We start from the raw sequence: 13,957 nt of genomic DNA on the forward strand, positions 1-13,957 counted from the left end.
CGACAGAGAGAGCGAATGACAACCTTAAGCTGTAAAGTGACCTCGGTAGATGCTATCACCGACACCGTATATCGCGTCCGTTTAGTACCTGAAGCGGCATTCTCTTTCCGCGCCGGTCAGTACTTGATGGTCGTGATGGATGAGCGTGATAAGCGTCCCTTCTCTATGGCTTCTACGCCAGCAGAGCAGGAATTTATTGAGCTTCATATTGGTGCGTCTGAGCTTAACCTGTATGCGATGGCCGTCATGGACCGCATTCTGAAAGAACGTGAAATCGTGGTGGATATTCCTCACGGTGATGCCTGGCTGCGTGAAGATGAAGACCGTCCGCTGATCCTGATTGCGGGAGGAACGGGTTTCTCTTACGTGCGCTCTATCCTGCTGACGGCCCTGGCGCGTAACCCGGATCGCGATATCACCATCTACTGGGGCGGCCGCGAAGAGAAACATCTCTACGACCTGTCTGAACTGGAAGCATTAAGCGTCAATCATCCACACCTGCGCATTGAGCCGGTGGTGGAGCAGCCTGAAGAGGGCTGGCGTGGGCGCAGCGGTACGGTGCTGACGGCGGTGCTGCAGGATCACGGCACGCTGGCGGGACATGATATCTATATTGCTGGCCGTTTTGAGATGGCGAAAATTGCCCGTGACCTGTTCTGCAACGAACGTGACGCGCGTGAAGACCGTCTCTTCGGCGATGCGTTCGCGTTCATTTAAATAAAAAACCCGCCCCTGACAGGCGGGAAGAACGGCAACTAAACTTTATCTCTTCGCCACTGGCGCCATAACAGCGTTGGCTGCGCGTGCTCACCCGAATCCCTTACTTCCGTAAGCGCATCGGGTGCCGCTCGCGTGCCGCCGTGTTCTGGCGACACTGGCTGTAAGAACCCCTCGAAGAGTTACACTCGCTCAAATACCGTCGCGATACCCTGACCCAGCCCTATACACATCGTCGCCAGACCAAACTGAGCGTCTTTGCGTTCCATCAGGTTAATCAGCGTGGTGCTGATGCGTGCCCCGGAACAACCCAGCGGGTGGCCGAGGGCGATCGCGCCGCCATTGAGGTTAATCTTGTCGTCTATCTGATCCATCAGGCCCAGATCTTTGATGCACGGCAGGATCTGCGCGGCAAAGGCTTCGTTCATCTCAAACAGATCGATATCACTGGTGGTTAAGCCTGCTTTTTTCAGCGCCAGCTTCGAGGCCGGCACCGGACCGTAACCCATAATGGACGGATCGCAACCCACCACCGCCATCGAACGCACCCGGGCACGAGGCGTCAGGCCTAATTCGCGGGCACGGCTTTCACTCATCACCAGCATCGCGGCGGCCCCGTCAGATAGGGCAGACGAGGTGCCTGCCGTTACCGTACCGGTGACCGGGTCAAACGCCGGGCGCAGCGTAGAAAGGGTTTCTACAGTGGTTTCCGGGCGAATCACTTCATCGTAGTTGAACTGCTTCAAAACGCCGTCAGCATCGTGACCACCGGTTGGGATGATCTCATGCTTAAACGCGCCGGACTGCGTTGCGGCCCAGGCGCGTGCGTGGGAGCGCGCAGCAAAGGTATCCTGCATTTCGCGGCTGATGCCGTGGAGGCGGGAAAGCATCTCAGCGGTCAGGCCCATCATTCCCGCCGCTTTCGCCACGTTACGGCTCATACCCGGGTGGAAATCAACCCCGTGGCTCATCGGCACGTGGCCCATGTGCTCCACGCCGCCGACCAGACAGGCCTGTGCATCACCGGTCATGATCATGCGTGCCGCGTCGTGCAGCGCCTGCATTGACGAACCACACAGACGGTTAACGGTCACCGCCGGAACTGAATGCGGGATCTCCGCCAGCAGCGAAGCGTTACGGGCGATGTTAAAGCCCTGTTCGAGGGTTTGCTGTACACAGCCCCAGTAAATATCGTCGAGCGCAGCGGGATCCAGTGCCGGGTTACGCGCCAGCAGGCTACGCATCAGGTGCGCGGAGAGGTCTTCCGCGCGCACATTACGGAATGCACCGCCTTTTGAACGGCCCATCGGGGTGCGAATCGCATCAACAATGACAACCTTTTCCATTGTGACTCCTTAAGCCGTTTTCAGCTCGCCAACCGGACGGGCTGGCTCAACTGCAGGGTAATAGGGTTCGTTATGGCGCGCTTTGTTACGCAGACCTTCCGGCACGTCATACAGCGGGCCGAGGTGCTGGTACTGCTGAGCCATATCGAGATAACGGGCGCTGCCGAGCGTATCCAGCCAGCGGAACGCGCCGCCGTGGAACGGAGGGAAGCCGAGGCCGTACACCAGTGCCATATCCGCTTCTGCCGGGCTGGCGATAATGCCTTCTTCCAGGCAACGCACCACTTCGTTGATCATTGGAATCATCATTCGGGCGATGATTTCATCGTCGGTGAAGTCACGTTTCGGCTGGCTGACGTCGGCCAGCAGGCCATCCACCGCCGCGTCTTCTTCTTTCTTCGGTTTGCCTTTGCTGTCTTCTTTATAACGCCAGAAGCCCAGGCCGTTTTTCTGACCAAAGCGGCTGGCGTCAAACAGGGCGTCAATCGCGTCGCGGTAATCTTTCTGCATGCGCTGCGGGAAGCCTGCCGCCATCACCGCTTGGGCGTGGTGTGCGGTGTCAATGCCGACCACATCCAGCAGATACGCCGGACCCATCGGCCAGCCGAACTGTTTTTCCATCACTTTGTCGACTTTGCGGAAATCCGCACCGTCGCGCAGGAGCTGGCTGAAACCGGCGAAGTACGGGAACAGCACGCGGTTGACGAAGAAGCCCGGACAGTCGTTGACCACGATTGGGGTTTTGCCCATTTTGCTGGCCCATGCCACGACTTTGGCGATCGTTTCGTCAGAGGTTTTTTCCCCACGGATCACTTCGACAAGCGGCATACGGTGCACCGGGTTAAAGAAGTGCATACCGCAGAAGTTTTCCGGGCGCTTCAGAACGCCTGCCAGTTCGCTAATCGGGATGGTGGAGGTGTTTGAGGCCAGTACGGTATCAGGACGAACCTTCTCTTCGGTTTCCGCCAGCACCGCTTTTTTGACTTTCGGGTTCTCAACGACCGCTTCAACGACCACATCCACACGGTCGAAACCGCTATAGTCCAGGGTCGGGTGGATTGTCGAGATCACCCCTGAGAGTTTCAGACCGTCAATTTTGCCGCGTTCCAGCTGTTTATTCAGCAGCTTGGCCGCTTCGGTCATGCCCAGCGTCAGGGATTTCTCGTTGATGTCTTTCATCACCACAGGCACGCCTTTCCAGGCCGACTGATAAGCGATGCCGCCGCCCATAATGCCTGCACCGAGTACCGCCGCATGTTTTGGCGTCTCAACATTTTTGGTCAGCTGTTTCGCCTTACCTTTCACGAATTGATCGTTCAGGAAGATGCCCACCAGTGCGCGAGCTTCATTAGTGTGCGCCAGCGGAACAAAGCTTTGGTTTTCCAGTTTCAGCGCTTCATCACGGCCAAAGCGGGCTGCGGCTTCAATCGTTTTAACGGCGGTAATGGGCGCGGGGTAGTGTTTGCCTGCCGTCTGCATCACCATCCCTTTGGCGATGGTGAAGCTCATGGCGGCTTCAATTTTGCTGAGTTTCAACGGTTCCAGCTTCGGCTGACGTTTGGCTTTCCAGTCGAGGTCGCCATTAATGGCCTGATGCAGAATGGTGAGGGAGCCTTCAATCAGTTTTTCTGGTTTAACCACACCGTCCACCAGGCCTATTTTCTGCGCCTGTTCCGCCCCGACATCTTTACCGGCGGCGATGATCTCCAGGGCGCTATCGGCACCCAGCATGCGTGGCATACGTACGGAACCGCCAAAGCCTGGCATGATGCCCAGTTTTGTTTCCGGCAGGCCGATGCGCAGGTCTGGCGTGGCCAGACGATAGTCGGTTGCCAGCACGCACTCGCAGCCGCCGCCCAGCGCGTAGCCGTTAACGGCGGAGACTGTCGGAACAGGCAGATCTTCCAGACGATTAAAGACGCTGTTGGCAAAGTGCAGCCACTGGCTCAGCTGTTCTTCCGGGACCTGGAACAGTGAAAGGAATTCGGTGATATCTGCACCGACAATAAAAGCCGCTTTGTTTGAGCGCAGCAGCAGCCCTTTTAATTCAGATTGTTTTTCAAGCACATCCAACGCCTGGCCAAGACTGGCCACCGTCGCGGTATCAAGCTTGTTGACTGAGCCGGGGGCATCGAACACCAGTTCGGCAATGCCATCTTCCAGCCAGTTGAGGTACAGGGTGTCGCCTTTGTAGAGCATGTCAGTCTCCTGAATCCAGCAAGTGGATCTGGTCATACCAGATGAGACGGAGTGTGGGATTTATGTTAATAAAATGCAAATTTCTCATTAAGAAATTGCTGCATTGATCACGGTCGGTGGAAATCACGCAGTCGGAGTCAGGTGTGCTAAGATGCGATGACTTGAGCTCAGAAAAATGAAAGGAAGAAAGATGGACTCACTGGCTTCGCTTTATAAAAATCATATCGTTACCCTACAGGAACGTACCCGTGATGTACTGGCGCGCTTTAAGCTGGATGCGCTGTTAATCCACTCCGGAGAGCTGATTAACACCTTCCTGGATGACCATGCGTATCCGTTTAAGGTCAACCCGCAGTTCAAAGCCTGGGTGCCGGTCACGCAGGTCCCAAATTGCTGGTTGCTGGTGGACGGGGTGAACAAGCCGAAACTGTGGTTCTATCTGCCTGTCGATTACTGGCACAACGTTGAGCCGCTGCCGACCAGCTTCTGGACGGAAGAAGTGGACGTTATCGCTTTACCAAAAGCCGATGGCATTGGCAGCCTCCTGCCAGCCGGGCGCGGCAACATTGCTTATATTGGCCCGGTTCCTGAGCGTGCGCTCGGTCTGGATATTCCGGCGGATAAACTCAATCCGAAAGGGGTTCTGGATTATCTGCACTACTATCGCGCTTATAAGACCGACTACGAACTTTACTGCATGCGTGAAGCGCAAAAAACGGCGGTAAACGGTCACCGTGCTGCGCATGAAGCGTTCCAGTCTGGCATGAGCGAGTTCGATATTAACCAGGCGTATCTGACCGCCACCGGCCACCGTGACACTGATGTCCCTTACAGCAACATCGTCGCGCTGAATGAGCATGCGTCCGTTCTGCACTACACCAGGCTCGATCACCAGGTGCCATCCGAGTTGCGCAGCTTCCTGTTGGACGCTGGGGCAGAGTACAACGGCTATGCGGCCGACCTGACCCGCACCTGGGCGGCAAATGCGGATACCGATTTTGCACAGTTGATTAAAGACGTTAACGATGAGCAACTGGCGCTTATTGGCACCATGAAAGCGGGAACCAGCTATGTGGATTACCACATCCAGTTCCATCAGCGCATCGCTAAACTGCTGCGTAAGCACCAGATCGTGAAAGACATGAGCGAAGAGGCGATGGTGGAAAACGATCTGACCGGGCCGTTCATGCCGCACGGTATTGGTCACCCGCTGGGTCTGCAGGTTCATGATGTTGCCGGTTTTATGCAGGACGATACCGGTACGCACCTGGCCGCGCCGTCTAAATATCCTTACCTGCGCTGCACGCGTATTCTTGAGCCGCGTATGGTGCTGACCATCGAGCCGGGTATCTACTTTATCGAATCGCTGTTAGCGCCATGGCGTGAAGGCCCGTTCAGCAAGCACTTCAACTGGGACAAAATTGAAGCGCTGAAACCGTTTGGCGGTATTCGTATCGAAGACAACGTGGTGATCCACGAAAACGGTATTGAGAATATGACGCGAGACCTGAAGCTGGCCTGATGGATAGCTGGCTGATACCGGCTGAACCGGTCACCTTTGTTGAGGAAATTAAGAAGAGTCGATTCATTACGCTGCTGGCACATACCGACGGCGTTGAGGCGGCAAAAGCGTTTGTTGAGTCCGTTCGCGCGCAGCACCCTGACGCACGTCACCATTGCGTGGCATGGGTGGCAGGGCCGCCGAACGATTCACAACAGCTGGGGTTTTCCGATGACGGTGAACCGGCAGGCACAGCCGGTAAACCCATGCTCTCCCAGTTGATGGGCAGCGGCGTGGGTGAAATCACCGCCGTGGTCGTTCGCTACTATGGCGGTATCTTATTAGGCACGGGTGGACTGGTTAAAGCGTATGGCGGTGGGGTTCAGCAGGCACTGAATATGCTGATTACCACCCGCAAAACGCCGCTCACCGAATATACTTTATTGTGCGATTACGGCCAGTTATCCGGCATTGAGGCATTGCTAAAGCAGTTTAACGGCGTCATCGCGCACCGTGACTATCAGGCAATGGTGCAACTACGCGTGGCGCTTCCGCAGGCGGAACTGGCTGCTTTTTCAGCAAAGCTGGCGGATTTTAGTCGCGGTTCGTTGCAATTGCTGCCGATTGAAGAATAATCCCCACCTCACTTTTTTGAATACCAAAGGAAGCGGCAGAGATGCATTTTCGTGCCATTACCCGAATCGTTGGACTGCTGGTCATACTTTTTTCCGGGACGATGATTCTCCCAGGACTGGTAGCGCTTATCTACCGGGACGGCGCGGGGCGGGCATTTACCCAGACCTTCTTTGTCGCGCTGGCGATTGGCTCACTGCTTTGGTGGCCAAACCGTCGTCAAAAGGGTGAGCTGAAATCTCGCGAAGGGTTTTTGATTGTTGTTCTGTTCTGGACAGTGCTGGGAAGCGTGGGTGCGCTACCCTTTATCTTCTCTGAGCAGCCTAATCTGACCGTCACGGATGCGTTTTTTGAATCGTTCTCGGGTTTAACGACGACCGGGGCGACCACGCTGGTCGGGCTGGATTCCTTACCTCATGCCATTCTCTTTTATCGCCAGATGCTGCAATGGTTCGGGGGGATGGGGATCATCGTCCTGGCCGTGGCCATCCTGCCTATTCTCGGCGTCGGGGGGATGCAGCTTTACCGTGCGGAAATGCCGGGCCCACTGAAAGATAACAAGATGCGCCCGCGCATAGCCGAGACGGCGAAAACCCTGTGGCTTATCTATGTCTTACTGACGGTCGCCTGTGCGTTAGCGTTATGGTTTGCCGGGATGCCTGCATTCGACGCTATCGGGCACAGCTTTGCGACGATCGCCATCGGCGGGTTCTCGACCCACGATGCCAGCGTGGGTTACTTCGACAGCCCCACCATTAACACGATCATTGCCATCTTCCTGCTGATTTCCGGCTGTAACTACGGTCTGCACTTCTCCTTACTCAGCGGGCGTAGCCTGAAGGTATACTGGCGTGACCCGGAGTTTCGCATGTTCATTGGTGTCCAGCTTACGCTGGTCATCATCTGTACCGTGGTGTTGTGGTTCCACGATGTCTATAACTCCGCGTTGACTACGTTAAATCAGGCGTTCTTCCAGGTGGTGTCGATGGCAACCACCGCCGGTTTTACAACGGACAGTATTGCGCGCTGGCCGCTGTTCCTGCCGGTACTGCTGCTGTGTTCTGCGTTCATCGGGGGGTGTGCGGGGTCGACGGGCGGTGGCCTGAAGGTGATCCGTATTCTGCTGTTGTTTAAGCAGGGGAACCGTGAACTTAAACGTCTGGTCCACCCGAACGCGGTTTACAGCATCAAACTGGGTAACCGTGCCCTGCCGGAACGTATTCTTGAAGCGGTGTGGGGGTTCTTCTCGGCCTATGCGCTGGTCTTCATCGTCAGTATGCTGGCGATTATCGCGACGGGGGTGGATGATTTCTCTGCCTTTGCTTCCGTCGTTGCAACGTTGAATAACCTCGGGCCTGGCCTGGGGGTTGTGGCGGATAACTTTGCCAGTATGAACCCGGTCGCGAAATGGATCCTCATCGCCAACATGCTGTTTGGTCGTCTGGAGGTCTTTACGCTGCTGGTGCTGTTCACCCCAACATTCTGGCGCGAGTAAGGAGTCGTCGGTGAAAACACTTATTCTTTTCTCTACGCGGGATGGGCAAACGCGTGAGATTGCCTCATATCTGGCTTCAGAATTAAAAGAGCTGGGGATTTACTCTGATGTGGTGAACCTGAACCGCACGGAGCAGATAGCCTGGCAGGATTACGACCGTGTGGTTATTGGCGCGTCTATTCGTTACGGGCATTTCCATCCGGCGCTGGATCGTTTTGTGAAAAAGCATACGGCAGTACTCAATAAACTGCCCGGGGCTTTTTACTCGGTCAATCTGGTGGCGCGTAAACCTGAGAAACGTACGCCGCAGACCAACAGCTATACGCGCAAGTTTCTGTTGAGCTCTCCGTGGCAGCCTGACATCAGCGCCGTCTTTGCCGGCGCGCTGCGTTATCCGCGCTATCGCTGGTATGACCGCTTTATGATTCGCCTCATTATGAAGATGACCGGTGGCGAAACCGATACGCGCAAAGAGGTGGTGTATACCGACTGGTCGCAGGTCGCCAGTTTTGCGCGGGAGATCGCACATTTATCAGGCGATTCGCGGCTTAAATAGGCGTGACGTTTGAAAAGTGAGCGAACGAAAAGTTTTTTGTATTTTGTGCTTGCCACTGCAGAATAACTCCCTATAATGCGCCTCCACTGACACGGAACAACGGCACACACGCCGCCGGGTTAGCGGGGTTCAGAGATGAACACCAACAGAGACAAGCGAAAATAAATGCTTGACTCTGAAGCGGGAAAGCGTAATATGCACACCCCGCGCCGCAGCGAAAACGAAGCGGCACTGCTCTTTAACAATTTATCAGACAATCTGTGTGGGCACTCAAAGTGACATGGATTCTTAATGTCTTCGGACACTAAATGAATACCAAGTCTCTGAGTGAACATACGTAATTCATTACGAAGTTTAATTCACGAGCATCAAACTTAAATTGAAGAGTTTGATCATGGCTCAGATTGAACGCTGGCGGCAGGCCTAACACATGCAAGTCGAACGGTAGCACAGAGAGCTTGCTCTCGGGTGACGAGTGGCGGACGGGTGAGTAATGTCTGGGAAACTGCCTGATGGAGGGGGATAACTACTGGAAACGGTAGCTAATACCGCATAACGTCGCAAGACCAAAGAGGGGGACCTTCGGGCCTCTTGCCATCAGATGTGCCCAGATGGGATTAGCTAGTAGGTGGGGTAACGGCTCACCTAGGCGACGATCCCTAGCTGGTCTGAGAGGATGACCAGCCACACTGGAACTGAGACACGGTCCAGACTCCTACGGGAGGCAGCAGTGGGGAATATTGCACAATGGGCGCAAGCCTGATGCAGCCATGCCGCGTGTATGAAGAAGGCCTTCGGGTTGTAAAGTACTTTCAGCGGGGAGGAAGGTGTTGTGGTTAATAACCGCAGCAATTGACGTTACCCGCAGAAGAAGCACCGGCTAACTCCGTGCCAGCAGCCGCGGTAATACGGAGGGTGCAAGCGTTAATCGGAATTACTGGGCGTAAAGCGCACGCAGGCGGTCTGTCAAGTCGGATGTGAAATCCCCGGGCTCAACCTGGGAACTGCATTCGAAACTGGCAGGCTAGAGTCTTGTAGAGGGGGGTAGAATTCCAGGTGTAGCGGTGAAATGCGTAGAGATCTGGAGGAATACCGGTGGCGAAGGCGGCCCCCTGGACAAAGACTGACGCTCAGGTGCGAAAGCGTGGGGAGCAAACAGGATTAGATACCCTGGTAGTCCACGCCGTAAACGATGTCGACTTGGAGGTTGTGCCCTTGAGGCGTGGCTTCCGGAGCTAACGCGTTAAGTCGACCGCCTGGGGAGTACGGCCGCAAGGTTAAAACTCAAATGAATTGACGGGGGCCCGCACAAGCGGTGGAGCATGTGGTTTAATTCGATGCAACGCGAAGAACCTTACCTACTCTTGACATCCAGAGAACTTTCCAGAGATGGATTGGTGCCTTCGGGAACTCTGAGACAGGTGCTGCATGGCTGTCGTCAGCTCGTGTTGTGAAATGTTGGGTTAAGTCCCGCAACGAGCGCAACCCTTATCCTTTGTTGCCAGCGGTCCGGCCGGGAACTCAAAGGAGACTGCCAGTGATAAACTGGAGGAAGGTGGGGATGACGTCAAGTCATCATGGCCCTTACGAGTAGGGCTACACACGTGCTACAATGGCGCATACAAAGAGAAGCGAACTCGCGAGAGCAAGCGGACCTCATAAAGTGCGTCGTAGTCCGGATTGGAGTCTGCAACTCGACTCCATGAAGTCGGAATCGCTAGTAATCGTAGATCAGAATGCTACGGTGAATACGTTCCCGGGCCTTGTACACACCGCCCGTCACACCATGGGAGTGGGTTGCAAAAGAAGTAGGTAGCTTAACCTTCGGGAGGGCGCTTACCACTTTGTGATTCATGACTGGGGTGAAGTCGTAACAAGGTAACCGTAGGGGAACCTGCGGTTGGATCACCTCCTTACCTTAAAGAACCTGCCTTTGTAGTGCTCACACAGATTGTCTGATGAAAAACAGCAGTAAAAAACCTCTACAGGCTTGTAGCTCAGGTGGTTAGAGCGCACCCCTGATAAGGGTGAGGTCGGTGGTTCAAGTCCACTCAGGCCTACCAAATCTGTCATGCAGATTTGAAGAGGTTGGTCATACGATGGGGCTATAGCTCAGCTGGGAGAGCGCCTGCTTTGCACGCAGGAGGTCTGCGGTTCGATCCCGCATAGCTCCACCATCTTTTACTGCGAAAACAAGAAAACTTCAGAGTGAACCTGAAAAGGTGCACTGCGAAGTTTTGCTCTTTAAAAATCTGGATCAAGCTGAAAATTGAAACGACACACATGTTATGTGTGTTCGAGTCTCTCAAATTTTCGCAAACCGGTGATGAATCGAAAGAAACATCTTCGGGTTGTGAGGTTAAGCGACTAAGCGTACACGGTGGATGCCCTGGCAGTCAGAGGCGATGAAGGACGTGCTAATCTGCGAAAAGCGCCGGCGAGGTGATATGAACCTTTGACCCGGCGATGTCCGAATGGGGAAACCCAGTGTGTTCCGACACACTATCGTTAACTGAATACATAGGTTAACGAGGCGAACCGGGGGAACTGAAACATCTAAGTACCCCGAGGAAAAGAAATCAACCGAGATTCCCCCAGTAGCGGCGAGCGAACGGGGAGCAGCCCAGAGTCTGAATCAGCTTGTGTGTTAGTGGAAGCGTCTGGAAAGTCGCACGGTACAGGGTGACAGTCCCGTACACGAAAGCACACAGGCTGTGAACTCGAAGAGTAGGGCGGGACACGTGGTATCCTGTCTGAATATGGGGGGACCATCCTCCAAGGCTAAATACTCCTGACTGACCGATAGTGAACCAGTACCGTGAGGGAAAGGCGAAAAGAACCCCGGCGAGGGGAGTGAAAAAGAACCTGAAACCGTGTACGTACAAGCAGTGGGAGCCTCTTTTATGGGGTGACTGCGTACCTTTTGTATAATGGGTCAGCGACTTATATTCTGTAGCAAGGTTAACCGTATAGGGGAGCCGAAGGGAAACCGAGTCTTAACTGGGCGTTAAGTTGCAGGGTATAGACCCGAAACCCGGTGATCTAGCCATGGGCAGGTTGAAGGTTGGGTAACACTAACTGGAGGACCGAACCGACTAATGTTGAAAAATTAGCGGATGACTTGTGGCTGGGGGTGAAAGGCCAATCAAACCGGGAGATAGCTGGTTCTCCCCGAAAGCTATTTAGGTAGCGCCTCGTGAACTCATCTTCGGGGGTAGAGCACTGTTTCGGCTAGGGGGCCATCCCGGCTTACCAACCCGATGCAAACTACGAATACCGAAGAATGTTATCACGGGAGACACACGGCGGGTGCTAACGTCCGTCGTGAAGAGGGAAACAACCCAGACCGCCAGCTAAGGTCCCAAAGTCATGGTTAAGTGGGAAACGATGTGGGAAGGCACAGACAGCCAGGATGTTGGCTTAGAAGCAGCCATCATTTAAAGAAAGCGTAATAGCTCACTGGTCGAGTCGGCCTGCGCGGAAGATGTAACGGGGCTAAACCATGCACCGAAGCTGCGGCAGCGACACTATGTGTTGTTGGGTAGGGGAGCGTTCTGTAAGCCGTTGAAGGTGTCCTGTGAGGGGTGCTGGAGGTATCAGAAGTGCGAATGCTGACATAAGTAACGATAAAGCGGGTGAAAAGCCCGCTCGCCGGAAGACCAAGGGTTCCTGTCCAACGTTAATCGGGGCAGGGTGAGTCGACCCCTAAGGCGAGGCCGAAAGGCGTAGTCGATGGGAAACAGGTTAATATTCCTGTACTTGGTGTTACTGCGAAGGGGGGACGGAGAAGGCTATGTTAGCCGGGCGACGGTTGTCCCGGTTTAAGCATGTAGGCGGAGGTTCCAGGTAAATCCGGTTCCTTGTTAACGCTGAGGTGTGATGACGAGGCACTACGGTGCTGAAGTAACAAATGCCCTGCTTCCAGGAAAAGCCTCTAAGCATCAGGTAACATCAAATCGTACCCCAAACCGACACAGGTGGTCAGGTAGAGAATACCAAGGCGCTTGAGAGAACTCGGGTGAAGGAACTAGGCAAAATGGTGCCGTAACTTCGGGAGAAGGCACGCTGATATGTAGGTGAAGCCCCTGCGGGTGGAGCTGAAATCAGTCGAAGATACCAGCTGGCTGCAACTGTTTATTAAAAACACAGCACTGTGCAAACACGAAAGTGGACGTATACGGTGTGACGCCTGCCCGGTGCCGGAAGGTTAATTGATGGGGTTAGCGGTAACGCGAAGCTCTTGATCGAAGCCCCGGTAAACGGCGGCCGTAACTATAACGGTCCTAAGGTAGCGAAATTCCTTGTCGGGTAAGTTCCGACCTGCACGAATGGCGTAATGATGGCCAGGCTGTCTCCACCCGAGACTCAGTGAAATTGAACTCGCTGTGAAGATGCAGTGTACCCGCGGCAAGACGGAAAGACCCCGTGAACCTTTACTATAGCTTGACACTGAACACTGGTCCTTGATGTGTAGGATAGGTGGGAGGCTTTGAAGCGTGGACGCCAGTCTGCGTGGAGCCAACCTTGAAATACCACCCTTTAATGGCTGGTGTTCTAACGTAGACCCGTAATCCGGGTTGCGGACAGTGTCTGGTGGGTAGTTTGACTGGGGCGGTCTCCTCCCAAAGAGTAACGGAGGAGCACGAAGGTTAGCTAATCCTGGTCGGACATCAGGAGGTTAGTGCAATGGCATAAGCTAGCTTGACTGCGAGAGTGACGGCTCGAGCAGGTGCGAAAGCAGGTCATAGTGATCCGGTGGTTCTGAATGGAAGGGCCATCGCTCAACGGATAAAAGGTACTCCGGGGATAACAGGCTGATACCGCCCAAGAGTTCATATCGACGGCGGTGTTTGGCACCTCGATGTCGGCTCATCACATCCTGGGGCTGAAGTAGGTCCCAAGGGTATGGCTGTTCGCCATTTAAAGTGGTACGCGAGCTGGGTTTAGAACGTCGTGAGACAGTTCGGTCCCTATCTGCCGTGGGCGCTGGAGAATTGAGGGGGGCTGCTCCTAGTACGAGAGGACCGGAGTGGACGCATCACTGGTGTTCGGGTTGTCATGCCAATGGCACTGCCCGGTAGCTAAATGCGGAAGAGATAAGTGCTGAAAGCATCTAAGCACGAAACTTGCCCCGAGATGAGTTCTCCCTGAGACTTTAAGTCTCCTGAAGGAACGTTGAAGACTACGACGTTGATAGGTCGGGTGTGTAAGCGCAGCGATGCGTTGAGCTAACCGATACTAATGAACCGTGAGGCTTAACCTTACAACGCCGAAGATGTTTTGGCGATGAGAGACGATTTTCAGCTGATACAGATTACAGAATTTGCCTGGCGGCTTTAGCGCGGTGGTCCCACCTGACCCCATGCCGAACTCAGAAGTGAAACGCCGTAGCGCCGATGGTAGTGTGGGGTCTCCCCATGCGAGAGTAGGGAACTGCCAGGCATCAAATAAGTGAAGAGGCCATCCGAAAGGATGGCCTTTTTGCGTTTTTATCCCTTCCTCGTTTCTCT

Annotated in this window: 7 protein-coding genes, 2 tRNA genes and 3 rRNA genes; 10 read left to right on the top strand and 2 right to left on the bottom strand. The window is 54.5% G+C overall.

Annotated features, from left to right (window positions below):
- The first annotated feature begins 15 nt into the window (after window positions 1-15).
- The gene (gene fre, locus HV157_RS15335; protein ID WP_014172106.1) at window positions 16-717 is read left to right on the top strand and encodes an NAD(P)H-flavin reductase; all 702 of its coding nucleotides are present in this window, start codon (window positions 16-18) and stop codon (window positions 715-717) included.
- 182 nt (window positions 718-899) lie between these two features.
- Here fre and fadA read toward each other — a convergent pair whose 3' ends face one another.
- Both fadA and fadB read right to left on the bottom strand, forming a co-directional pair.
- Window positions 900-2,063 (bottom strand): acetyl-CoA C-acyltransferase FadA, encoded by a 1,164-nt coding sequence (gene fadA / locus HV157_RS15340; RefSeq protein WP_044866329.1) that lies wholly within the window; start codon window positions 2,061-2,063, stop codon window positions 900-902.
- A 9-nt stretch (window positions 2,064-2,072) separates the two neighbouring features.
- On the bottom strand, window positions 2,073-4,262 hold the full coding sequence (gene fadB / locus HV157_RS15345; RefSeq protein ID WP_182268687.1) for a fatty acid oxidation complex subunit alpha FadB: 2,190 nt from the start codon (window positions 4,260-4,262) through the stop codon (window positions 2,073-2,075).
- Between the two features lie 190 nt (window positions 4,263-4,452).
- Here fadB and pepQ point away from each other — a divergent pair, with 190 nt between their 5' ends.
- From pepQ to rrf, 9 genes are all read left to right on the top strand, one after another.
- A complete protein-coding gene (gene pepQ, locus HV157_RS15350; protein ID WP_025202792.1) occupies window positions 4,453-5,784 on the top strand; it encodes a Xaa-Pro dipeptidase in 1,332 nt (443 codons plus the stop codon).
- Complete coding sequence (locus HV157_RS15355; RefSeq protein ID WP_182268688.1) at window positions 5,784-6,398, top strand: IMPACT family protein; 615 nt, start codon at window positions 5,784-5,786, stop codon at window positions 6,396-6,398. The genes pepQ and HV157_RS15355 overlap by 1 nt, the downstream gene beginning before the upstream one ends.
- Window positions 6,399-6,439: 41 nt before the next feature.
- The gene (gene trkH / locus HV157_RS15360) at window positions 6,440-7,891 is read left to right on the top strand and encodes a Trk system potassium transporter TrkH (RefSeq protein WP_025202793.1); all 1,452 of its coding nucleotides are present in this window, start codon (window positions 6,440-6,442) and stop codon (window positions 7,889-7,891) included.
- 10 nt (window positions 7,892-7,901) lie between these two features.
- Window positions 7,902-8,447 (top strand): menaquinone-dependent protoporphyrinogen IX dehydrogenase, encoded by a 546-nt coding sequence (gene hemG, locus HV157_RS15365; protein ID WP_020882866.1) that lies wholly within the window; start codon window positions 7,902-7,904, stop codon window positions 8,445-8,447.
- Between the two features lie 376 nt (window positions 8,448-8,823).
- Window positions 8,824-10,363 (top strand): 16S ribosomal RNA (locus tag HV157_RS15370).
- A gap of 70 nt (window positions 10,364-10,433) precedes the next feature.
- Window positions 10,434-10,510 (top strand) — tRNA-Ile (locus HV157_RS15375).
- Window positions 10,511-10,548: 38 nt separating this feature from the next.
- Window positions 10,549-10,624: transfer RNA gene (locus tag HV157_RS15380), tRNA-Ala, on the top strand.
- Window positions 10,625-10,804: 180 nt separating this feature from the next.
- A 23S ribosomal RNA gene (locus HV157_RS15385) occupies window positions 10,805-13,710 on the top strand.
- Between the two features lie 63 nt (window positions 13,711-13,773).
- A 5S ribosomal RNA gene (gene rrf / locus HV157_RS15390) occupies window positions 13,774-13,889 on the top strand.
- Together the 16S, 23S and 5S rRNA genes with 2 tRNA genes alongside form the textbook arrangement of a ribosomal RNA operon.
- Window positions 13,890-13,957: the final 68 nt, after the last annotated feature.

The sequence above is a fragment of the Enterobacter sp. RHBSTW-00318 genome, from assembly GCF_014101375.1.
GTDB classification, from domain to species: Bacteria; Pseudomonadota; Gammaproteobacteria; order Enterobacterales; family Enterobacteriaceae; genus Enterobacter; species Enterobacter ludwigii.

What these genes read in the sequence shown, in the direction of transcription:
- fre (WP_014172106.1), top strand. Translation starts at nt 16, where the DNA reads ATGACAACCTTAAGCTGTAAAGTGACCTCGGTAGATGCTATCACCGAC.
- fadA (WP_044866329.1), bottom strand. Translation starts at nt 2,063, where the DNA reads ATGGAAAAGGTTGTCATTGTTGATGCGATTCGCACCCCGATGGGCCGT.
- fadB (WP_182268687.1), bottom strand. Translation starts at nt 4,262, where the DNA reads ATGCTCTACAAAGGCGACACCCTGTACCTCAACTGGCTGGAAGATGGC.
- pepQ (WP_025202792.1), top strand. Translation starts at nt 4,453, where the DNA reads ATGGACTCACTGGCTTCGCTTTATAAAAATCATATCGTTACCCTACAG.
- HV157_RS15355 (WP_182268688.1), top strand. Translation starts at nt 5,784, where the DNA reads ATGGATAGCTGGCTGATACCGGCTGAACCGGTCACCTTTGTTGAGGAA.
- trkH (WP_025202793.1), top strand. Translation starts at nt 6,440, where the DNA reads ATGCATTTTCGTGCCATTACCCGAATCGTTGGACTGCTGGTCATACTT.